Origin of the sequence: Phytobacter sp. V69, from assembly GCF_965644215.1 — a bacterium.
GTDB lineage: Bacteria > Pseudomonadota > Gammaproteobacteria > Enterobacterales > Enterobacteriaceae > Phytobacter.
In genome coordinates this window covers 1-22,371 of the sequence record NZ_CBFFRL010000011.1, presented here as the reverse complement: position 1 = coordinate 22,371, position 22,371 = coordinate 1, and the positions used below count along the sequence as shown (strand labels likewise).

At 56.8% G+C, this 22,371-nt stretch carries 21 protein-coding genes; 15 read left to right on the top strand and 6 right to left on the bottom strand.

The genetic code is table 11. The features are described 5' to 3' along the window. The first annotated feature begins 160 nt into the window (after positions 1–160). Entirely contained in the window at positions 161–1,609 is a 1,449-nt protein-coding gene (gene norV, locus ACSZPU_RS02885; RefSeq protein ID WP_498995291.1) for an anaerobic nitric oxide reductase flavorubredoxin, read from the top strand. Further along, positions 1,606–2,739, top strand: a complete 1,134-nt coding sequence (norW, locus tag ACSZPU_RS02880; protein ID WP_498995288.1) for an NADH:flavorubredoxin reductase NorW — start codon at positions 1,606–1,608, stop codon at positions 2,737–2,739. The genes norV and norW overlap by 4 nt, the downstream gene beginning before the upstream one ends. 186 nt (positions 2,740–2,925) lie before the next feature. Here norW and hypF read toward each other — a convergent pair whose 3' ends face one another. The 4 genes from hypF to ACSZPU_RS02860 all read right to left on the bottom strand — a co-directional run bounded on the left by hypF (position 2,926) and on the right by ACSZPU_RS02860 (position 9,056). Beyond that, complete coding sequence (gene hypF / locus ACSZPU_RS02875; protein ID WP_498995286.1) at positions 2,926–5,157, bottom strand: carbamoyltransferase HypF; 2,232 nt, start codon at positions 5,155–5,157, stop codon at positions 2,926–2,928. 3 nt (positions 5,158–5,160) lie between these two features. Continuing rightward, positions 5,161–7,311, bottom strand: coding sequence for a formate dehydrogenase subunit alpha (gene fdhF / locus ACSZPU_RS02870; protein ID WP_498995283.1), 2,151 nt, complete (start codon positions 7,309–7,311; stop codon positions 5,161–5,163). 52 nt (positions 7,312–7,363) lie between these two features. Next, the gene (gene hydN, locus ACSZPU_RS02865) at positions 7,364–7,909 is read right to left on the bottom strand and encodes an electron transport protein HydN (protein WP_498995280.1); all 546 of its coding nucleotides are present in this window, start codon (positions 7,907–7,909) and stop codon (positions 7,364–7,366) included. A 133-nt stretch (positions 7,910–8,042) separates the two neighbouring features. Beyond that, complete coding sequence (locus tag ACSZPU_RS02860; RefSeq protein WP_498995277.1) at positions 8,043–9,056, bottom strand: LacI family DNA-binding transcriptional regulator; 1,014 nt, start codon at positions 9,054–9,056, stop codon at positions 8,043–8,045. A gap of 253 nt (positions 9,057–9,309) precedes the next feature. On the opposite strand from ACSZPU_RS02860, the gene ascF reads away from it, so the two are divergent. Then, a complete protein-coding gene (ascF, locus tag ACSZPU_RS02855) occupies positions 9,310–10,758 on the top strand; it encodes a PTS cellobiose/arbutin/salicin transporter subunit IIBC (protein ID WP_498995275.1) in 1,449 nt (482 codons plus the stop codon). Positions 10,759–10,770: 12 nt separating this feature from the next. Then, the gene (locus ACSZPU_RS02850; protein WP_498995273.1) at positions 10,771–12,195 is read left to right on the top strand and encodes a 6-phospho-beta-glucosidase; all 1,425 of its coding nucleotides are present in this window, start codon (positions 10,771–10,773) and stop codon (positions 12,193–12,195) included. 97 nt (positions 12,196–12,292) lie between these two features. Here ACSZPU_RS02850 and hycI read toward each other — a convergent pair whose 3' ends face one another. Then, entirely contained in the window at positions 12,293–12,757 is a 465-nt protein-coding gene (gene hycI / locus ACSZPU_RS02845; protein WP_498995271.1) for a hydrogenase maturation peptidase HycI, read from the bottom strand. A gap of 225 nt (positions 12,758–12,982) precedes the next feature. On the opposite strand from hycI, the gene hypA reads away from it, so the two are divergent. The 6 genes from hypA (at position 12,983) to ACSZPU_RS02815 (ending at position 17,161) form a co-directional block, all read left to right on the top strand. Then, positions 12,983–13,330, top strand: a complete 348-nt coding sequence (gene hypA, locus ACSZPU_RS02840; protein WP_498995268.1) for a hydrogenase maturation nickel metallochaperone HypA — start codon at positions 12,983–12,985, stop codon at positions 13,328–13,330. Between the two features lie 3 nt (positions 13,331–13,333). After that, complete coding sequence (gene hypB / locus ACSZPU_RS02835) at positions 13,334–14,206, top strand: hydrogenase nickel incorporation protein HypB (protein WP_498995266.1); 873 nt, start codon at positions 13,334–13,336, stop codon at positions 14,204–14,206. Continuing rightward, entirely contained in the window at positions 14,197–14,469 is a 273-nt protein-coding gene (locus tag ACSZPU_RS02830) for a HypC/HybG/HupF family hydrogenase formation chaperone (RefSeq protein WP_498995264.1), read from the top strand. The genes hypB and ACSZPU_RS02830 overlap by 10 nt, the downstream gene beginning before the upstream one ends. Continuing rightward, a complete protein-coding gene (hypD, locus tag ACSZPU_RS02825) occupies positions 14,469–15,590 on the top strand; it encodes a hydrogenase formation protein HypD (RefSeq protein ID WP_498995262.1) in 1,122 nt (373 codons plus the stop codon). Before ACSZPU_RS02830 ends, hypD begins: the two co-directional genes overlap by 1 nt. Then, entirely contained in the window at positions 15,587–16,597 is a 1,011-nt protein-coding gene (gene hypE / locus ACSZPU_RS02820) for a hydrogenase expression/formation protein HypE (protein WP_498995260.1), read from the top strand. The genes hypD and hypE overlap by 4 nt, the downstream gene beginning before the upstream one ends. Positions 16,598–16,732: 135 nt before the next feature. Continuing rightward, the gene (locus ACSZPU_RS02815; RefSeq protein ID WP_498995258.1) at positions 16,733–17,161 is read left to right on the top strand and encodes a TOBE domain-containing protein; all 429 of its coding nucleotides are present in this window, start codon (positions 16,733–16,735) and stop codon (positions 17,159–17,161) included. A 30-nt stretch (positions 17,162–17,191) separates the two neighbouring features. Here ACSZPU_RS02815 and ACSZPU_RS02810 read toward each other — a convergent pair whose 3' ends face one another. After that, the gene (locus ACSZPU_RS02810; protein WP_498995257.1) at positions 17,192–17,536 is read right to left on the bottom strand and encodes a nitrous oxide-stimulated promoter family protein; all 345 of its coding nucleotides are present in this window, start codon (positions 17,534–17,536) and stop codon (positions 17,192–17,194) included. Between the two features lie 244 nt (positions 17,537–17,780). Between ACSZPU_RS02810 and ACSZPU_RS02805 the strand changes: the two genes are divergently transcribed. From ACSZPU_RS02805 to ACSZPU_RS02785, 5 genes are read left to right on the top strand one after another with little or no spacing between them, the layout of a single operon-like run. Next, positions 17,781–19,214, top strand: a complete 1,434-nt coding sequence (locus ACSZPU_RS02805; protein ID WP_498995255.1) for a circularly permuted type 2 ATP-grasp protein — start codon at positions 17,781–17,783, stop codon at positions 19,212–19,214. Beyond that, on the top strand, positions 19,214–20,143 hold the full coding sequence (locus ACSZPU_RS02800; RefSeq protein ID WP_498995253.1) for an alpha-E domain-containing protein: 930 nt from the start codon (positions 19,214–19,216) through the stop codon (positions 20,141–20,143). The genes ACSZPU_RS02805 and ACSZPU_RS02800 overlap by 1 nt, the downstream gene beginning before the upstream one ends. Next, positions 20,140–20,958: a transglutaminase family protein gene (locus tag ACSZPU_RS02795; RefSeq protein WP_498995251.1), complete on the top strand. Its 819-nt coding sequence runs from the start codon at positions 20,140–20,142 to the stop codon at positions 20,956–20,958. Before ACSZPU_RS02800 ends, ACSZPU_RS02795 begins: the two co-directional genes overlap by 4 nt. A 24-nt stretch (positions 20,959–20,982) precedes the next feature. Beyond that, positions 20,983–21,714 (top strand): proteasome-type protease, encoded by a 732-nt coding sequence (locus ACSZPU_RS02790; protein ID WP_498995249.1) that lies wholly within the window; start codon positions 20,983–20,985, stop codon positions 21,712–21,714. Between the two features lie 36 nt (positions 21,715–21,750). Continuing rightward, positions 21,751–22,170, top strand: coding sequence for a hypothetical protein (locus ACSZPU_RS02785; protein ID WP_498995248.1), 420 nt, complete (start codon positions 21,751–21,753; stop codon positions 22,168–22,170). Positions 22,171–22,371 lie beyond the last annotated feature (201 nt).

Here is a 22,371-nt window from a genome sequence, read left to right as displayed (position 1 = left end):
TTGACAATGCATGTTGTCATAATGACAGTATCACGCATAGTCATTTCGACTACCCACCACGAGTTAAATAAAAATAAAACCATAAAAATCAAAATCATAAAAACTGGCACGCATCTTGAAATAGCCATCACATCTTTTTAATACAGAACAGGTACGCAAAATGGCTATTCACGTAAAAAATAACATTCATTGGGTTGGGCAACGCGACTGGGAAGTTCGTGACTTCCACGGTACCGAATACAAAACGCTGCGCGGCAGCAGCTACAACAGCTATGTCATCCGTGAAGGCAAAAACGTGCTGATTGATACCGTCGATCATAAATTCAGCCGCGAGTTCGTGCAGAACCTGCGCGCGGAGATCGACCTGGATGCCATCGACTACATCATTATCAACCACGCGGAAGAAGATCATGCGGGTGCGCTCACCGAGCTGATGTCGTACATTCCGAACACCCCGATTTATTGCACCACCAATGCCATCGACTCTATCAACGGTCACCACCACCATCCGGAGTGGAATTTCCACACCGTGAAAACCGGCGACAGCCTGGATATCGGTAACGGCAAGCAGCTGATTTTCGTTGAAACCCCGATGCTGCACTGGCCGGACAGCATGATGACCTATATGACCGGCGACGCGGTGCTGTTCAGCAACGATGCCTTCGGCCAGCACTACTGCGACGAACGCCTGTTTAACGACGAAGTGGATCAGACCGAATTGTTCGAGCAATGCCAGCGTTATTACGCCAACATCCTTACGCCGTTCAGCCGCCTGGTGACGCCGAAAATCACCGAGATCCTCGGCTTCAACCTGCCGGTAGATATGATTGCCACCTCCCACGGCGTGGTATGGCGCGATAACCCGACGCAAATCGTTGAGCTGTACCTGAGGTGGGCGGCGGACTATCAGGAAGACCGTATCACCATCTTCTACGACACCATGTCGAATAACACCCGCATGATGGCCGACGCGATTGCCCAGGGCATTAACGAAGTTGACCCGAACGTGGCGGTGAAGATTTTCAACGTCTCCCGCAGCGACAAAAACGACATCCTGACCAACGTCTTCCGTTCCAAAGGTGTGCTGGTGGGTACTTCCACCATGAACAACGTGATGATGCCGAAAATCGCCGGGCTGGTAGAAGAGATAACCGGTCTGCGTTTTCGTAACAAACACGCCAGCGCCTTCGGCTCCCACGGCTGGAGCGGCGGCGCGGTAGACCGTTTGTCCACCCGTTTGCAGGATGCGGGCTTCGAGATGTCGCTGAGCCTGAAAGCCAAATGGCGCCCGGATATCGACGCGCTGGAACTGTGCCGTCAGCACGGCCGTGATATTGCTCGCCAGTGGGCGCTCGCACCGCTGCCAACGCCAGTTAACACCAAGACAGTTGAGGAATCCGCCTGCGCCTGTGCCGCAAAAGCCGCCGCAGATCTCGGCCCCTGCATGCAATGCAGCGTGTGCCAATGGATTTACGACCCGGCAACCGGCGAACCCATGCAGGACGTGGTACCGGGTACCCCGTGGAGTGACGTGCCGGATAATTTCTTCTGCCCGGAATGTTCACTGGGCAAAGAGGTGTTCGACGTACTGGCAACGGAGGCAGTATGAGTGCAGGCATTGTGATTGTCGGGTCGGGCTTTGCCGCCCGACAGCTGGTAAAAAACATCCGCAAGGCAGATACCACCACGCCGCTGACGCTTATCGCCAGCGACAGTATGGATGAATACAACAAGCCGGATCTGAGCCATGTCATCAGCCTTGGGCAGCGCGCCAGTGACCTCACCCGCCAGTCAGCGGGGGAGTTCGCCGTACAGTTCAATCTGCGCCTGTTTCCCCATACGGTGGTGACGGCGCTGGATGCCGAAGCCCACGTGCTCAAAAGCGCGGATAAGCAGTGCCAGTACGACAAGCTGGTGCTGGCGACCGGGGCCAGTGCGTTTGTTCCCCCCGTCGCGGGCAGCGAACTGATGCTCACCCTGAACAGTCAGCAGGAGTATCAGGTCTGCGAGGCACAGCTGCGTGACGCCCGGCGGGTGCTGATTATCGGCGGCGGGTTGATTGGCACTGAGCTGGCGATGGATTTTTGTCGCGCGGGGAAAGCGGTGACGCTGGTGGACAATGAAGCCAGCATCCTTTCGTCGCTGATGCCGCCGGAAGTGAGCAGCCGTTTGCAGCATCGCCTGACCGAGATGGGCGTGCATCTGCTGTTGAAATCGCAGCTCAAGGGGCTGGAGAAAACAGCGTCCGGGATTCGCGCCACACTGGACAGACAGCGCAGCGTTGAGGTGGATGCAGTGATTGCCGCCACCGGGCTGCGCGCAGAAACCGGGCTGGCACGCAGTGCCGGACTGGCGGTAAATCGCGGGGTTTGCGTGAACAGTTATCTGCAAACCAGCAATCCGGATATTTATGCGCTCGGCGACTGCGCGGAAATTGACGGCAAGCTGTTGCCGTTCCTGCAGCCGATTCAACTGAGCGCCATGTATCTGGCGAAAAACCTGCTCGGGGCGAGTACGCCGCTTAAGCTTCCCGCCATGCTGGTGAAAGTCAAAACGCCTGAGTTGCCGTTGCATCTGGCAGGTGAGAGCTCACGCCGGGATTTGAACTGGCATATCACCACCGAAGCACAGGGTATGGTTGCCCGCGGCCTGAACGATGCAGGCCAGCTGTGTGCCTTTGTGGTAAGCGAAGACCGGATGAAGGAAGCGTTCGCACTGTTGAAAACGCTGCCCGTTTGAGAGCCTGTGGCCATTCCCGGATGCGGCGCAAAACGCCTTATCCGGGCTACGATTTTCTTGTGAGCACGAACGGTCCCCACTCCCTGAGGGAGAGGGCCAGGGTGAGGGGGAACAGACCGCAAGTTGTTTCCTGGCACCGATTGGTTTTGTAGCCCCGGTTAGCGCAGCGCCACCGGGGACGTTGTCTCACCCCTGCGCCAGACTGCGCGCGGCGGCGATAACCCCCTGCCCCAGCGCAATCGCGCCGTCGCCGGCGGGAAAATGCTGCGGGAAAAGCAAAGTGTAATCCGCAAGATAGACCGACAAACGGGCTTTCAGCAGACGGTTATGCAACACGCCACCGCCAAAGGCAACAGTGGTAATTTGCCGTGCATCGGCCTGCTTACGCGCAAGCTGCGCCAGCCCATGCGCCAGCGCATCGTGAAAACCCCAGGCACGCTGCTCTGCCGGTGCCTGCCATGTCAGCCACTGTCGCCAGAAGGTCGCCAAATCAAGCCGATAGCCCTTAAGCGGCAGCGTGACCGGATGCGTAACCTCCCCGCCGCGCATCGCCAGCGCTTCCAACTGGCAAGCGGCCTCCCCTTCATAGCTCAAATGAAGCGGCGCGCAGTCCAGCGCACAGGCGACGGCGTCAAACAGCCGCCCGGTCGACGACGCCAGCGGCGCATTGATATTGCGCGCTATGGCGCGTGCCAGTACCGGCCAGTTCTGCCGTTGCAGCACGGCGGTTTCCGGGAACGACGGCCAGTCAGGGACAAATGCCAGCATCTGCGCAAACAGGTTGCGCCACGGCTGAGTGGCCGCCAGATCGCCGCCGGGCAGCGCCACGGCGGGCAAACCACCCAAATGTTCAGCTTCGCGATAATTGACCCGCAGACATTCACCGCCCCACAGCGCCCCGTTTTCCCCCATGCCGATACCGTCCAGCGCCAGGGCAATCACATCACCACCGTCACGCGGCCAACCATGCTCGGCCAGGGTTGCCGCAATATGCGCGTGGTGGTGCAACACGGTGTACTGCGAAAGCCCCGTCTCCTGCGCCCAGTGGGTGGCGCGATAGCCCGTGTGCGCGTCGGCGACCACCTGTTGCGGGGTAAAATCATACATCGCCTGCATCAGACGCAGCGCGTTACGCCACTGTGTCTCCACACCCTCATCAGTTAAATCACCGAAATGCTGGCTTAACACCGCGCTGTCGTCACGCACCAGGCAGAAGGTATTTTTCATATCCGCCCCCAGACATAACGTGGGCGGGATGTCGCGAAAACCGGGCGGCAGTTGCAGCGCATCCGGCACGTAGCCACGGGAACGGCGCAGCATCTCGCCGCTCTCGCGCACCACCGAATCATCCATTCGCTGCACGATATCGCGGTTGTGCAGCAGAAAACCGTCGGCTATCTCTGCCAGGTCATCAAGCGCCTGCGCGTTTGTCAGAGCGGGCGGTTTGCCGCTCAGATTGCCAGAAGTCATCACCAGCGGGCGCTGTACCCCCTGGGCTAACAGATGTTGTAACGGATTGGCAGGCAGCATCACCCCTACCTCATCCAGCTCCGGGGCGATGGCCGGACACAGTTCTGGCAGCAACGTTTTCGCCACCAGTACGATGGGGGCAGCGGGCGTCTTCAGCAAATGGACAGCCGCCTCGCTCAGCCCGTCAGCCGAAGGCAGCATCACCGCCAGCGGTTTCGCCGGGCGATGTTTACGGGCGCGCAGGTGCTGCACCGCCGTCTGCCGCTGCGCATCACACGCCAGATGAAAGCCGCCGATACCTTTCACCGCGACGATCCCGCCAGATTTAAGCAGCGCAATGGCCGCCTGCAGCGCGTCTTCTCCAGTCAGTTGCTGTTTTCCGCTGTGCCACTCCAGCTGCGGGCCGCACGCCGGGCAGGCAACGGGCTGGGCGTGAAAACGGCGGTCGGCCGGATGGCGGTACTCGGCCTCGCAGACTGGGCACAGTGGAAACGCCGCCATTACGGTGTAGGGGCGGTCATAAGGTATGGCGTGGATAATGGTGAAACGCGGGCCGCAGTGGGTACAGTTAATAAAGGGGTAGCGATAGCGCCGCTCAGCCGGGTCATTCATCTCCGCCAGGCAGGCGGGACAGGTGGCGGCATCGGGCACAATCTGCGTGTTCATCGAGCCACCCGCACTCTCGCGGATGGTGAAACCACGTGGTGCCTGCGGCCACTGAAAAGGGGTAACCTCGGTGTCATCAATGCACGCCAGCGGCGGGCATTGCTGATACAACAACGGAAGAAAACGGCGTTCGTCGCCCCATAAGCGGACTTCTACGCCCTGCGCGTCATTACAGACATCGCCGGTAAGATTGAGCTGTTGCGCCAGTTGCCAGACAAAGGGGCGGAAGCCCACCCCTTGTACTTTTCCATAGACGCGAATACAAACGCCGTTGTGGGTCATCGTTTACTGTAACGCTGCATGCAGCAAGCGCGTCTTCATCTGCTGATAGGTTGTCTGAGTGTACTCTTCCGCCCAGGCCTGATCGTTGATCGCACTCACCCGCACCGCGCAATATTTGGTTTCCGGGGTTTTAGAAATGGGATCAAGATTATCCTGCGTCAGTTCGTTGCAGGCGCCAATCCACCACTGGTAGGTCATGTAGACACTGCCGTTGTTAGTGCGTTCATTCACATCGGCACGGCTGATCACTTTCCCTCTGCGCGATTCCACCCACACCAGTTGGCGATTTTTGATGCCCAGCGTAGCGGCATCCTGTGGGTTAATCTGCACAAAACCGGGTTCATCGGCGAGAGTTTGCAGTGCGGCACAGTTCCCGGTCATTGAGCGACAAGAGTAGTGGCCGACTTCGCGCACGGTGCTGAGCACCAACGGGAATTCCGCATCCGGCACTTCGGCAGGCGCACGCCACGGAGCCGCAAACAACAGGCCCTTGCCATCCGGCGTATCGAACTTATTATCTTTGTATAAATACGGCGTGCCGGGGTGATCCAGCGTCGGACACGGCCACTGTACGTGTCCCATATCGCCCATTTTTTCGTAGGTCACGCCGTAGAACAGTGGACACAGACCGCGCAGTTCATCCCAGATTTGCTGGTTGTTATCGTAATGCATCGGGTAGCCCATCTCGGTAGCGATAAGGCTAATAATTTCCCAGTCACGCTTGACGTTATACATCGGCTCGATAGCTTTTTCGAAGCGCTGGAACCCGCGATCCGCACAGGTAAAGACGCCGCCATGCTCACCCCAGGAGGTGGCGGGGAGCAGCACATCCGCCTGTTCGGCGGTTTTGGTCATAAAGATGTCCTGCACCACCACAAAATCCAGCTCCTCAAAGCCTTTACGCACCAGGCCGAGATCGGCTTCGGTCTGCAATGGATCTTCGCCCATGATGTAATAGGCTTTCACTTTGCCTTCCAGCGCCAGATGCGGCACCTCGGTAATGCGCACGCCGACTTTGTCATCCATCACCGCCGGGTCGATGCCCCATGCGCTGGCGAATTTGGCGCGGACATCCGGGTCAACCACATCCTGGTAGCCGGGGAACTGATTGGGGATCACGCCCATGTCGCAGGCACCCTGCACGTTGTTCTGCCCACGAACCGGACCGACACCGACATTCTCGCGCCCGAGGTTACCGGTCAGCAGCGCCAGGCTCGACAGCCCTTTCACCACATCCACCGCCTGGCCAAACTGGGTGACCCCCATGCCCCACATAATGGTGGCGCTCGGCGCGGCGGCGTAAGTGCGCATGGCTTCACGCACCTGGCGTGCCGAAACGCCGGTCAAATGCTCCACAGCTTCCGGGGCGTAATCTTTCACAATCTCGCGGTACGCATCCAGGCCCGTGGTAAAGCTGGAAACATACCTTTGGTCATAGAGTTTTTCGTCCAGCAGGACATAGCCAAAGGCGTTCACCAGCGCCATGTTGCAGCCATTTTTGATTTGCAGATGCTGGTCGGCAATACGCGCGGTTTCAATCCGTCGCGGATCGCAAACGATGATTTTCGCCCCTTTCTGTTTCGCTTTGATAACGCGTCTGGCCACAATCGGGTGTGAATCGGCGCAGTTGTAGCCAAAGACAAGCAGGCAGCTGGAGTTTTCGATATCGCCGATAGAGTTACTCATTGCGCCGTTACCCAGGGTTTGCTGTAACCCGGCAACGGAAGGGCCGTGACAAACACGGGCGCAGCAGTCGACGTTGTTGGTATGTAAGACCCCACGGGCAAATTTCTGCATCACGTAGTTGGTCTCATTACCGGTGCCGCGCGATGAACCGGTGGTCATAATGGAACGGGGGCCAAATTTAGCTTTGATTTCGCCAAGCCGTTTCGCCGTATAGCGAATCGCTTCGTCCCAGCTCACCGGGGTAAGCTTTCCGCCGCGTTCATAGCGAATCATTGGCTGCGTCAGGCGAGGCGTCAGCAGTTTGGTGTCGTTAAGAAAATCCCAACCGTAATAGCCTTTCAGGCAGAGTTCATTTTGATTGGTGTGCCCGTCCGCCGCTTCGGCGCGGATAATTTTGCCATTATCCACCACCAGTTTTAGTTTGCAGCCAGCGCCGCAATAGGGACATACGCTCGTAATTTTTTTCATCAGTAACAGACCTGTTAAAAGTGAAAGTTATGTTTTTAGAAATCCAGTGACTTTAGAAACCCAGCGACACGGCACCTTCCAGCGCGGTGCGACGACGCTTCTCTTCGCTCATGTGTTCCAGTACATCACGATCTACGCAGACCAGCGCTTTCGTCGGGCATACCGATATACAGGCCGGGCCGCCTTCGCGGTGATAGCATAAATCGCATTTGTTGGCTTCGGCCTTCTGCCCTGACATGTTCAGGCCGATGCCGTTATGGCGCACTACCGGGCGGACCACGACCTCCATGGCCCCATAGGGGCAGGCCACCACGCAGGTTTTGCAGCCAATGCAGCGCTCCTGCATGACATGAACAAAGCCTTTGTCGCGACTGATTGCACCATTCGGACAGACATTGGCGCAGGGGGCGTCTTCGCACTGGCGGCAGAGTGTTGCCGTCGAGACGTTAACGCCTTTGATAACGTGAATGCGGGGTAAAAAGGTTTCAGGGGTAAGGGCCGCACAGTCCTGCTGCGCCTGGTGTGAGACCACACAGGCCACTTCACAGGTGCGACAGCCGATACATTTACTGGCATCCGCCATAATAAAACGGTTCATCGTCTTCTCCAGCAATGAGTTTCATCACGCCGGATATACAGGTTTCATGCCAACTCGTATTTAGTTGTTATATATAGAATTTTATTAACGGAAAGGCTGTCATCGACAGAAGTGACGATGACAGTTGACGAGGTCAGTTTGCGGGGCCAGCAACCAGTGAGTCACGTAACATTAATTCGCCGAGAAACGGCTGATGATAATTAAACTCACCGCCATCCAGCATAAAGATTAATCGCTCGATGGTTTCTTTAATCATTTCGGTGACCGGAATTTTGACGCTGGAAAGGGCAGGAATCACATAAGGGGCAATGGCTATATCATCGAAGCCAATAACCGAAACCTGTTTCGGTACGGATATTCCCCGCTCATCCAGCTTCTTCATAGCACCAATGGCCATATCATCGTTGCTCGCCACCAGTGCACTAAATTTGACGCCGCGTGCCAGCAGCATTTCCACGCCTGCCGCCCCGCTTTCTGGTGACCACTTTCCTTCCACAATCAATTTATTACGTAACTCAATGCCCTGCTGCGTGAGCGCATCTTTATAGCCAGAAAGCCGCTCAATACCGGTTGGGGAATCCAGTGAGCCGGTAATAAATGCAATATCCCGGTGGCCCATGGCAATTAATCTCGCCACCGCGTTAAAGCTCGAGGCTTTTTGATCGCACCAGACACAGTGGCTGCTATTTTTACGTAAGCGACGATTAAGCACCATAATCGGCTGGCAGTGGCTTTTAACGAGTGTGTCCATTTCATCGACGCTTAAAAAGCGCGGATAAATAATGATCGCATCGCATTTTAAATCGAGCAGATATTGAATCGCTTCGCGCTCTTCTAACGCGCTGTGTTTCCCGTCCGCCAGAATTAAACGCCGCCCCTGATCTTCGGTCATCCGCGCGGCATGAAACAGCAGCTCGCTAAAATAGACCCCGTGATACAACGTGTTGGTAACCACCAGCCCCAGCGTTTGCGTTTTGTTCGTCGCCAGACTGCGCGCAAGCAAATTCGGGCGATATCCGCTCTCTTCAATCGCCTGAAACACCCGGTCTTTGGTCTCCTGGCTGACGTAGCCGTTGCCCGATAGCACGCGGGAGACCGTCGCCTTCGACACCCCTGCCCGCTTTGCCACCTCAAGCATTGTGGTCATGTTGCTTATCCGTTTGATTTCGATGCCATGCAGTGTACTTCACCCTCCTGAGAATGTCGCAACGGGTTAAATCAGGTCAAAAATTATTAAGCGATCACCATCACAAAAATAAAAAAAGATGGAATTTTGATCTTGTTTGCACATATGAAACTCATCATCATTTTGTGGAACCGGTTTCCTATTTGCTGTTTCATTGCCCACCTCAAACCGGGCGGTGAGGCCATACCCTATTGATAAAACAGGATATAACCCGTTGTCGAAGAATTATGCGGCGCTTGCCGGCGCGGTGGTGAATGCGCTGGGCGGTGTCGATAACATCGCAGCCGTCACCCATTGCATGACGCGTCTGCGCTTCGTGGTGAAAGACGACGCCAAAATTGACAGCCCAACGCTCAAAGGCATTAGTGGCGTCATGGGCGTGGTACGTAACGAGAGCCAGTGCCAGGTGATCATCGGCAACACGGTATCGCATGCGTTTCGTGAAGTGGTGGCGCTACTGCCAGGCGACATGCAGCCAGCACAGCCGGTCGGCAAACAGAAACTGACGCTTAAACGCATTGGTGCGGGCATTCTCGACGCGCTGATCGGCACCATGTCTCCGCTGATCCCGGCGATCATCGGCGGCTCGATGGTCAAGCTGCTGGCGATGGTGCTGGAGATGTCCGGCCTGCTGCCAAAAGGCTCCTCCACGCTGACCATTTTGACGGTGATTGGCGACGGCGCGTTCTTCTTCCTGCCGCTGATGGTGGCGGCATCTGCGGCGGTCAAATTCAAAACCAACATGTCGCTGGCGATAGCTATTGCGGGCGTACTGGTGCACCCAAGCTTTATCGACCTGATGGCGAAGGCCGCGCAGGGTGAGCATGTGGAATTCGCGCTGGTGCCGGTGACGGCGGTGAAATACACCTACACGGTGATCCCGGCGCTGGTGATGACCTGGTGCCTGTCGTACATCGAACGTTGGGTGGATAAAATTACCCCGGCGGTGACCAAAAACTTCCTTAAACCGATGCTGATTGTGCTGATTGCCGCGCCGCTGGCGATCGTGCTGATTGGCCCACTAGGGATCTGGATCGGTAGCGGCATTTCGTCTCTGGTCTACACCATTCACGGCTACCTGGGCTGGTTATCCGTTGCCATTATGGGCGCGCTGTGGCCGCTGCTGGTGATGACCGGGATGCACCGTGTGTTTACTCCGACCATCATTCAGACCATTGCCGAAACCGGCAAAGAAGGGATGGTCATGCCGTCAGAAATTGGCGCCAACCTGTCGCTGGGCGGTTCGTCGCTGGCGGTGGCGTGGAAAACCAAAAACCCGGAACTGCGCCAGACCGCGCTTGCGGCAGCGGCTTCCGCTATTCTGGCGGGTATCTCTGAACCGGCGCTATACGGCGTAGCCGTTCGCCTGAAACGCCCGCTGATTGCCAGTCTTATCAGCGGCTTTATCTGCGGTGCCGTGGCTGGGATTGCCGGGCTTGCCAGCCACTCGATGGCAGCACCCGGTTTGTTCACCAGCGTACAGTTCTTCGACCCGGCCAACCCAATGACCATTGTTTGGGTGTTCGGGGTGATGGCGCTGGCGGTGGTGCTCTCCTTTATTCTGACGCTGCTTCTCGGTTTTGAAGATATCCCGGTGGAAGACGAGACGCAGAAACCGCAGGCGGCAAAGACGGCCGCTGTTCACGAAGCACGGGCTCATTAAGCGAGGTAACGCATGTCTGTATTTCCGAAAGGATTTTTATGGGGCGGCGCCATTGCCGCCAACCAGGCCGAAGGGGCGTATCTGGAAGGCGGAAAAGGGTTAACCACCGTCGATACCATTCCCCACGGCGCGAACCGTCTGCCGGTGAAACTCGGTCTGGAAAAACGCTTCACCCTGCGTGAAGACGAATATTATCCCAGCCACCAGGCGATCGATTTCTATCATCGTTACAAGGAAGATATCGCGCTGATGGCGGAGATGGGCTTTACCGTCTTTCGCACCTCCATCGCGTGGAGCCGCCTCTACCCGCAGGGTGATGAGCTGACGCCGAATGCCGAAGGCATCGCGTTTTACCGCGACATGTTCGCAGAGTGCAAAAAGTACGGTATCGAACCGCTGGTCACGCTGTGCCACTTTGATGTACCGATGCATCTGGTCACCGAATACGGCTCCTGGCGTAATCGCAAGATGGTGGAGTTTTTCACCCGCTACGCCCGTACCTGTTTTGAAGCTTTTGACGGACTGGTGAAATACTGGCTGACGTTTAATGAAATCAACATCATGCTGCATAGCCCGTTCTCCGGTGCCGGGCTGGTGTTTGAAGAAGGCGAAAATCAGGAGCAGGTGAAATACCAGGCAGCGCATCACGAGCTGATTGCCAGCGCGCTGGCGACCAAAATCGCCCATGAGGTGAACCCGCAAAATCAGGTCGGCTGCATGCTGGCCGGCGGCAATTTCTATCCGTACTCCTGTAAGCCGGAAGACGTATGGACGGCGCTGGAAAAAGACCGCGAGAATTTGTTCTTTATCGATGTGCAGGCGCGCGGTACCTACCCTGCCTACGCCGCCCGCGTGTTCCGCGAAAAAGGCATCACCATTGCGAAGGAAGCTGGTGACGGCGAGATCCTGAAAAATACCGTCGATTTCGTGTCGTTTAGCTATTACGCCTCGCGCTGTGCCTCAGCCGAGATGAATGCGCTGAATACCTCGGCGGCCAACATCGTGAAATCGCTGCGTAACCCGCATATTCAGGTGAGCGAATGGGGCTGGGGTATCGACCCGCTGGGCCTGCGTATCACCATGAATATGATGTATGACCGTTATCAGAAGCCGCTGTTTTTGGTGGAAAACGGTCTCGGGGCGAAAGATGAATTTAATGCCGAGGGTGAGATCGAAGACGATTACCGTATCAGCTACTTGCGCGAGCATATCCGCGCCATGGGCGACGCCATCGAAGACGGCATTCCGGTGATGGGTTACACCACCTGGGGTTGTATCGATCTGGTGGCGGCCTCCACTGGCGAGATGAGCAAGCGCTACGGGTTTGTCTATGTCGACCGCGATGACGCGGGCAACGGCACGCTGGCGCGTACGCGCAAAAAATCGTTCTGGTGGTACAAGAAGGTGATCGCCAGCAACGGGGCCGATTTGGATTAAGCGCCGGGCGGTCATTTCGTAGCCCGAATAAGGTGCGTTAAGCACCGCATCCGGGACATTCCCCGGTGGCGCTGCGCTTACCGGGGCTACAAGCTAACTACTCCGCTTCCAACTGCGCAAACCCGCCGTTCCCCTGCCATCCTTCAAGACGCTGATAAACCACCGCAACCGCCTCTTTTACCGGGGGCGTCATCGGGTAATAAAAACCGACGATATCTGGCTGAATGCCGAGGAAAATCACCTCACCTACATCTTCTTTAAGCTGATCGATGAGGTAATTGAGCGGCATGTTGTGGGTGGTCATCAGGAACATCTCGGCAATATCGTCCGGGTCGACAATGCGGATCTCACCAGGGTTCAGCCCCATATCCGTCGCGTCGACAATCAACAGCCTGTCCGGGCGCAGTTCGCGGATCGCCACCACGTCGTTTTCCGGTGCGCTACCGCCATCAATCACCTGCCAGTTACCGGGCGGATTCGCCGCGCACATCTCCGCCAGCAGCGGGCCCGCGCCATCGTCACCCATCATGCTGTTACCCACACAGAGCAATACGTCCGTCACCTTCTCTCCTCACTTCCCCATAGAGATATTTACATCGCACCCGGTCATTTTTGACGCCAGAGAAACCTGGCAATCGTCATTTTCGTCATCAATGAAATGTCCGGAGCCATCAGCGGCGGCTATTTTGCCGGAAAACAACGTATTAACACCTTGATCCTCGCCGCAATAAAGCGAATAACCCTGGCATTGTTATTGCAACACGCGCCGGATCAATGAGGAGGCGGTATGCATGAAATTACACTGTGCCAGCGCGCGCTGGAGATTATTGAACAACAGGCGAAACAACACGCCGCCCGGCGCGTAACTGAGGTCTGGATCAAAGTTGGCGCATTTTCCTGCGTGGAACCTGCCGCATTGACGTTTTGTTTTGATCTGGTCTGCCGTGGCACCCTGGCAGAGGGCTGTACACTGCACATCGAAGAACAACAGGCGGAATGCTGGTGCGAAAACTGCCAGCAATACGTGACCTTACTAAGCCAGCACGTGCGTCGCTGCCCGCAATGCAACAGCGATACTTTGCAAATCGTCGCTGATGACGGCATGCAAATTCAGCGGCTGGAAATCGAGGAGTGAGCAATGTGTACGACATGTGGTTGTCAGGACGGTAACCTCTACATTGAGGGTGACGAGCATAATCCCCATTCTGCGTTTCGCGGCGCGCCATTTGCTCCCGCCGCCCGTCCGGCCATCAAGATAACCGGCGTGAAGACTGACAATTTCAGCCCGACGACGGCAGAGAACGGGGATTTACATTACGGCCATGGCGAAGCCGGAACCCACGCGCCGGGCATGAGCCAACGGCGGATGCTGGAAGTGGAAATAGATGTGTTAGACAAAAATAACCGCATCGCCGCGCGCAACCGCGCCCGCTTCGCCGCCAGCCATCAACTGGTGTTGAACCTGGTCTCCAGCCCCGGTTCCGGTAAAACCACCCTACTGACCGAAACCCTGACCCGCCTGAACGCCCGCGTCCCCTGCGCGGTTATCGAAGGGGATCAGCAAACCGTTAACGACGCCGCACGTATCCGCGAGACCGGCACCCCGGCGATTCAGGTAAACACCGGCAAAGGGTGTCATCTGGATGCGCAAATGATTGCCGATGCCGCACCGCGCCTGCCGCTGGCGGACAACGGCATTCTGTTTATCGAAAACGTCGGCAACCTGGTGTGCCCGGCCAGTTTTGATCTCGGCGAGCGCCATAAAGTCGCGGTGCTGTCGGTCACCGAAGGTGAAGACAAGCCGCTGAAATATCCGCATATGTTTGCAGCGGCATCCATCATGCTGCTCAACAAAATCGACCTGCTGCCTTACCTCAAGTTTGATGTGGAAAAATGCCTCGCCTATGCACGGGAAGTGAACCCGTCGATTGAGGTTTTCCTGATTTCCGCCACCAGCGGCGAAGGCATGGACAGATGGCTGGACTGGCTGGAGACCCAACGATGTGCATAGGCGTTCCGGGACAAATTAGCGCCATTGACGGCAATCAGGCGAAAGTGGACGTGTGCGGCATTCAGCGCGACGTCGACTTAACGCTGGTGGGAAGCACGGATGAAGCGGGGCACACTCGCCTCGGGCAGTGGGTGTTGGTACATGTGGGCTTCGCCATGAGCGTGATAAACGAAGAAGAGGCCCGGGAGACGCTGGCGGCACTGCAAAATATGTACGATGTTGAGCCGGATGTTGGCGCGCTGCTGTTCGGTGAGGAGAGATAATGCGTTTTGTTGATGAATACCGCTCGCCGGAGCAGGTTATGCAGCTTATCGATCGCCTGTGTAAACGGGCGGCGCTGCTCGACTATACGGCGAAGCGCCCGCTGCGGGTGATGGAAGTCTGTGGCGGGCACACCCACGCCATCTTTAAGTTCGGCCTCGACCAGCTGTTGCCGGACAACATAGAGTTTATTCACGGGCCTGGCTGCCCGGTGTGTGTCCTGCCAATGGGGCGCATTGACACCTGTGTGGAAATCGCCAGCCATCCGGAGGTGATCTTCTGTACCTTCGGTGATGCGATGCGCGTGCCGGGGAAAAACGGCTCTCTGTTGCAGGCGAAAGCGCGCGGCGCGGATGTGCGTATCGTCTATTCCCCGCTGGATGCGCTGACCCTGGCAAAACAGAACCCGCAGCGCAAAGTGGTCTTTTTCGGCCTCGGTTTCGAAACCACCATGCCCGCCACCGCCATCACGCTACAGCAGGCAAAACTGCAGGACATGAGTAACTTTTACTTTTTCTGTCAGCACATCACCATTATTCCGACCCTGCGCAGCCTGCTGGAAGAGCCGGATAACAGCATCGACACGTTCCTCGCGCCGGGCCACGTCAGCATGGTGATCGGCACCGACGCCTACGGCTTTATCGCCGAGGAGTACCATCGCCCGCTGGTGGTTGCCGGATTTGAACCGCTGGATCTGCTGCAAGGCGTACTGATGCTGGTGGAGCAGAAAATCAGCGCCCGCCATCAGATAGAAAACCAGTACCGCCGCGTGGTGCCGGACGAAGGGAACCGTCTCGCACAGCAGGCCATCAACGAGGTGTTTGAAGTCCAGGGTGACAGCGAGTGGCGCGGGCTGGGCATGATCGGCGATTCCGGCGTGCGCTTAACCGCACCGTACCAGCGCTTTGATGCCGAGATCCACTTTAACCCTGCGCCGCAGCAAACCTGCGATGACCCACGTGCCCGCTGCGGCGAAGTGCTGACCGGCAAATGTAAACCACACCAGTGCCCGCTTTTCGGCAATACCTGTAATCCACAAACCGCGTTTGGCGCACTGATGGTCTCCTCTGAGGGAGCCTGCGCCGCCTGGTATCAATATCGTGCTCAGGAGTGCGAAGTATGAATGAAGTACAACTGGCGCACGGCAGTGGCGGTCAGGCCATGCAGCAGCTTATCAGCCAGCTATTTATCGACGCGTTCGCCAACCCGTGGCTCAGTGAGCAGGAAGATCAGGCGCGTCTCGATCTCGCCACCCTCGCCGCCAGCGGCGACCGGCTGGCCTTTTCCACCGACAGCTACGTTATCGACCCGCTGTTCTTCCCGGGCGGCGATATCGGCAAGCTCTCGATTTGCGGCACGGCGAACGATGTGGCGGTCAGCGGTGCGATCCCGCGCTATCTCTCCTGCGGTTTTATTCTCGAAGAAGGCCTGCCGATAGAGACCCTGAAAGCGGTGGTCACCAGCATGGCGGAAACCGCTCGCCGTGCGGATATTGCCATTGTCACCGGCGATACCAAAGTGGTGCAGCGCGGGGCGGCGGATAAGTTGTTTATCAATACCGCGGGCCTTGGCGCTATTCCGGCCAATATTCGCTGGGGTGCCAGCACCCTGGAAGCCGGGGATGTGCTGCTGGTCAGCGGCACGCTCGGCGATCACGGGGCGACCATCCTCAATTTGCGCGAACAATTAGGGCTGGACGGTGAACTGACCAGCGACTGTGCCGTGTTAACCCCGCTGATTCAGCAACTGCGCGATATTCCCGGCGTGAAAGCACTGCGCGATGCGACGCGCGGCGGGGTCAATGCGGTGGTGCATGAATTCGCCGCTGCCTGCGGATACGGTATCGAACTTAACGAGCGAGACCTGCCGGTCAAAACCGCGGTGCGCGGCGTGTGCGAGCTATTGGGGCTGGAAGCGCTAAACTTTGCCAACGAAGGCAAGCTGGTAATTGCGGTGCAGCGTCAGTCGGCGCAGCAGGTGCTGGCGCAGTTACGCGCCCACCCGCTCGGCCAGGACGCCGCCATCATCGGCGAAGTGATGGAGCGTAAAGGAGTGCGGCTGGCCGGACTGTACGGCGTGAAGCGGATTCTGGATTTACCGCACGCCGAGCCCCTACCCCGTATTTGTTAATTTCTTGTTTGTGCGGGTGCGCTATAGTGATCACTCAGGTCTGCCTAGGTTATGGAGAGTTCCATAATAATAAAAGGGTTATGGATGCCGGTTGCAGGCCTGCACGAATGTTTATCTTACTTATCTGGAGGCAACATGGCAGTTTCAGCTCGTAATCAACTCGTCGGTAAAGTCAGTGCAACCGCGCACGGTGCGGTTAACGATGAAGTGGAATTAACCCTGGACGGTGGCGCAAAGCTGATCGCCATCGTGACATCCAGCAGTAAAGAAGCGTTGGGCCTGAATCCGGGTAAAGAAGCGATCGCGCTGATTAAAGCGCCGTGGGTGATGCTGGCAACGGAAGATTGCGGCCTGAAATTCTCTGCCCGCAATCAGTTTGCCGGTGCGGTCAGTTCCGTAACCGAAGGCGCGGTGAACGCGACCGTGCACGTGGCAACCGACGCTGGTTTTGAAGTGGTGGCGGTGGTGACTAACGAAAGCTGTGAAGAACTGCAACTGGCGCCGGGCAAACGCGTTATTGCTCTGGTCAAAGCCTCTTCCATTCTTATTGCCACGCGCGCGTAAGAAAATCATCACGCCGTGCTCGCCACGGCGTTATTTTTTTGGGCGGTATTTTTCCGGCAGCTCGGGAACAGGACGTTTGTCATCAATCAGATGACGGAGGGTCAAAATCGGGTGGCGCCACAGCATCCTCGGCCCGGCCCAGCGCATAATCTGCTTCATCTCGTCACGCTTTGCAGGCTGATAACAGTGCACAGGACATTGTTTGCAGGCCGGTTTCTCTTCGCCAAACACACATTTATCCAGCCGTTTATCCGCGTAATCATTCAGCGCCTGGTAGTGCGCCTCATCTGCCACCGCCTGTGGACAGCGCTGCAGGTAGAGCGCAATCATTTTGCGGATGGTCAGTTTTTCGCGGCTAATGCGTTTTCCCGTCATCACCCCTCCTTAAAGAGGTATTTATTTTATACCTTTTAAAGTCCTGGTGCAGTCGTCTTTACACTTGCACCATCTTCCGTCCCTTTCTGCCGCTTGTACGCCATTGTGGTGCACTTTTTCGTCGCTTGCTCCTCATTACGGTGCACCCCACCCCGCGATACCGTGATAAGCCGTGCTTTTGGTGCGCTGGCATGGTTTCTGCATTTTGACTATATCTTCATCAAACGGAATGCAGGGGATGACAATGATAAAAATGACGCTTCCGACCGCGCCATACTACGATGAGATGCTCACCGCAGAAGGCACGCAACGCCAGCACTATGACGCCTGGTGGCACTGGTTACAGCACACCGACCAGCACGCCATTCGCCAGAAGAAAGAGCAGGCAGAACTGCTGTTTCACCGCGTCGGTATTACGTTTAACGTTTACGGTGAAGAGGGGGGAACGGAGCGTTTAATTCCGTTCGACAGCGTGCCGCGCATCATTCCGGCCCATGAATGGCGGATGCTTGATGCCGGAATACGTCAGCGAGTGAAGGCACTCAACGCCTTCCTGTACGATATCTACCACCACCAGCATATTCTCAATGCCGGTATTGTCCCCCGTGAGCAAGTGCTTGCTAACGAGCAATATCAACCCTGCATGCAGGGCGTCGACCTGCACAACAACATTTATGCCCATATCACCGGGATTGATATGGTCCGCGACAGCGACGGGCACTATTACGTGCTGGAAGACAATCTGCGTACCCCGTCCGGCGTCTCTTATATGCTGGAAAACCGCAAGATGATGATGCGCCTCTACCCGGAAATGTTCGCCAGTTCGCATATCGCCCCCGTCGAGCGTTACCCCAGCTACCTGCTACAAACCCTGCGTGAAAGCACCTGGGTTGATGACCCCTGCGTGGTGGTACTGACGCCCGGGCGTTTTAACAGCGCCTATTTTGAACACAGTTTCCTTGCCCAACAGATGGGGGTGGAGCTGGTCGAAAGCGCCGACCTGTTCGTCAAAGAAGGCGGTGTCTATATGCGCACCACCGAAGGCCCGTGCCGGGTAGATGTTATCTATCGCCGAATTGACGATGCCTTCCTCGACCCGCTGGCGTTTCGTTCCGATTCAATGCTGGGCGTACCGGGGCTGCTGTCGGTCTATCGTGCGGGCGGCGTGGTGCTGGCCAATGCGATTGGCACCGGGGTGGCGGACGATAAATCCATCTATCCGTACGTCCCGGAGATGATCCGCTTTTACCTTTCTGAGGAACCGATCCTCGGCAACATTCCCACCTGGCAGTGCCGCAAAGCCGAAGACCTGAGCTACGTGCTGGCCCATCTGGATGAGATGGTGGTGAAAGAGGTTCACGGCGCGGGCGGCTACGGCATGCTGGTCGGACCTCGCTCAACTCAGGCGCAAATCGACGCCTTCCGTCAGCGTTTGCTGGCGAACCCCGGTAACTACATTGCACAAAATACGCTGGCGCTCTCCACTTGCCCGACCTTTGTCGAGGAAGGGCTGGCCCCACGCCACATTGATCTACGTCCGTTCGCCCTCTGCGGCGAGGAGATAAGACTGGTGCCCGGCGGGCTGACCCGCGTGGCGCTGACCGAAGGTTCGCTGGTGGTGAACTCCTCGCAAGGGGGTGGCACGAAAGACACCTGGGTGATGGAGGAGGACGAATAATGTTAAGCCGCACAGCCAGCGAACTGTACTGGATGGCCCGTTATCTGGAACGGGCAGAGAGTTTTGCCCGCGTCCTCGACGTGACCTACAAATTGTCGATGATGCCGCGCCACAGCCAACAGCAGCATGATTTAGCCCTGCCGCTGAACCTGACATTCGGGCATGAACTGTTTCGGGAACGTTACGCCCGATTCAGCATGAACAACTTGCTCAATTTCTTTGCCCTCGACAGCAACAATCCCAGCAGCATTTTTAGCTGTATTGAGATGGCCTGGAACAACGCCCACGCCGTGCGCGGCAGCCTCTCATCGGAAGTGTGGGAGTGCATCAATAGCACCCGTATTGATATCCGCAACCTGCGCCAGACCGGGGTGGATAAGATAGGTATCGACGCCTTTTTTGACTGGGTGAAGGAGCGCGCGCATCTGTTCCGTGGCGCGATGTTCGGCACCCTGCTGCGTAACGACGCCCAGTGTTTTATCCGTATCGGCACCTTAATTGAGCGCTCGTTTGCCACCGCGCAGCTGCTGGCGCTTAAAGATCAGCAGCTCAGCAACGACCCGGATCCGGTGCGCGAATATTACCGTCTCGACACGCTGCTGCGTGCGGTGAGCGCCCGGGAAGCCTACCACAGCATTTATCGCCAGCCGATCAGCCGCGAGACCGTCACCGAATTGCTGGTGTTCCGCAATGACGTGCCGCGTTCGCTACATGCCTGCGTCGGCGATCTGGTGCAACAGCTGGAGATGATTGGCAGCGAGCGGGCGCGTGTGCCACTGCGCCTTGCCCATCAACTGCACGTGGAGCTGCGTTTTGGCTCGCTCGATGATGTGCTGGCCGAAGATGTTCAGGCCTGGTTAAACCGTTTTCTCACCAAAATTAACGAGCTGGCCGATAGCATCCGCCAGACCTATCTGGAGGCGCTATGAAACTGACCATTAATCACCTGACCCACTACCATTACGATGAAGAAGTGAAGTTCAGCACCCAGTATCTGCGTCTGACGCCGCAAACCTCCGCCCGCCAGTATATTAAAGAGTGGAACCTGCTGCTGCCCGCTTCAGCAGTGGCCACCACCGACGCGTACGGCAACCTGATGCACGTCTTAACCCTCGATCATCCCCATCAGGAGATTGTCATCCATGCTCAAGGTGTGGTGGAGATCGCCGATAATACGGGAGAAGCGGAAGAAGCCAGCGAGGCGTTATCTCCGCTGGTGTTCCTGCGTCCGACCCCGTTAACCGACGCCGACGCGCCGATTCGCGAGTTTGCCCTGCGCTATTACCGGGAACACGACGCCGTTGCCAGCCTGGGGGAATTGATGGCGGAATTGCGCCTGAAAATGCCCTACACGCCGGGGGCCACGCAGGTGCATGACACCGCCGCCGTCGCCTTTGCCAAAGGCAAAGGGGTATGTCAGGATCACACCCATGTGTTTCTGGCCTGCTGTCGCAGCCTGCGCATTCCGGCGCGCTACGTCAGCGGCTATGTTTACAGCCGGGATACGAACCATGTGGCAATGCACGCCTGGGCAGAGGCCTGGCTTGACGGTCGCTGGCAGAGTTTCGATATCACCAATAACACGCGTGAATTGAACCAACATCTACGCCTGGCTGTCGGAATGGATTATCTTGATGCCTGCCCGGTGCGTGGCAGCCGTTTTGGCGGCGGCTGTGAAGAGATGTTTTCCGCCGCAGAGGTTAGCCTGTTTGAGCGACAACAACAGGTACAGCAGCAACAATGAATTGATATTAATTAAGGTATTTTAATGACTTACTGTGTGGCCATGCGTCTTTCCGACGGGCTGGTTTTTGCATCCGACTCCCGCACCAATGCGGGGGTAGATCACATTGCAACCTTCAAAAAACTCCATGTGTTCAGCAAGGAGGGGGAACGGGTGCTGGTGATCCAGTCGGCGGGAAACCTGGCCACCACACAGAGCATTGTCAGCCTGCTTAACGAGCGGATACAGGGCCAGCATACGCCAAACCTGATGCAGATGGGAACGATGTACGACGCCGCAACGCTGGTTGGGGAGACGGTGCGTGAAGTGATCCACCGCGACAGCGCGGCGCAGCAAAACAGCAGCACCAATTTTGGCTGCAATATGCTGATTGGGGGCCAGATTGGCAGCGAAGTCCCGCGCCTGTTTCATATCTATCCCGAAGGCAATTTCATTGAAGCGACGAATGACACCCCCTACTTCCAGATTGGCGAAAGCAAATACGGTAAGCCGATTATCGACAGGGTGTTGACGGTTGATACCCCTCTGGAGCACGCTATGTGCTGCGCACTGATCTCCATCGACTCGACGTTACGCAGTAACCTGTCAGTCGGCATGCCGCTGGACGTCATGATTTATCGCGCGAATACCTTTGATGCCAGCGAACAGCGGCGCATCACGGAAACCGATCCCTACTTTACCGGAATCCGCAAAGCCTGGTCGGAAGGTCTGGTTAACACATTCCGCCAGTTGCCGCCTTTTCCGGCACAGGGCTAAGTTGGGCGATACCGGTAATAACCAAAGAGCTCCTCAATGAGACTGGCAGTCATTAGCACCTTATTTTTGCTTGCAGCGTCAACATCCGCGCTGGCATCCACATCGAACGAAGAAGCGGTCGCGGCAGCGAAAGTGACCCTGGGCCAGGCGCTGTATAAGTCTGCGCTGCTGACCGGTGCCATGCCGGAAGAAGGCAAAGCAGACCCGGCCAAAATGGGCGTAAAAATGGGCACCGACATGTCCCAGCGCCTGAATAACGTCGTGATTGGCGGCCTGAACCAGGGGGCAAGCTGCGACGATATCACCGCGAATATTCAAAAAAGCTTCGAGATCATGCAACGGGATGCGGTAAACCAGTTTTCCTCTTCTTCCGCCATTAAAAAGGCGCTGGATAATGTGCCGCTCAGCGCCGCACAGTATGCCTCTGCGGAATGTGAAAACCTGACCAGCCAGTAATCTGTCTCTTCGATCCCAGCGGTGAAAGCCGCTGAGATCGCACGCCTGCGCCCTTCCGTTTCCTCTACCAGCGCTGTTTTATTCGCATAAAAATATCCTGCGATATCACAGATTCACTCGTCGGTTAGGGAAGGTGCGATTTAATCGTCAATTATGAGAACATAACCCTTTCTTTGACATAGACTTTTCACGATGCCCGCT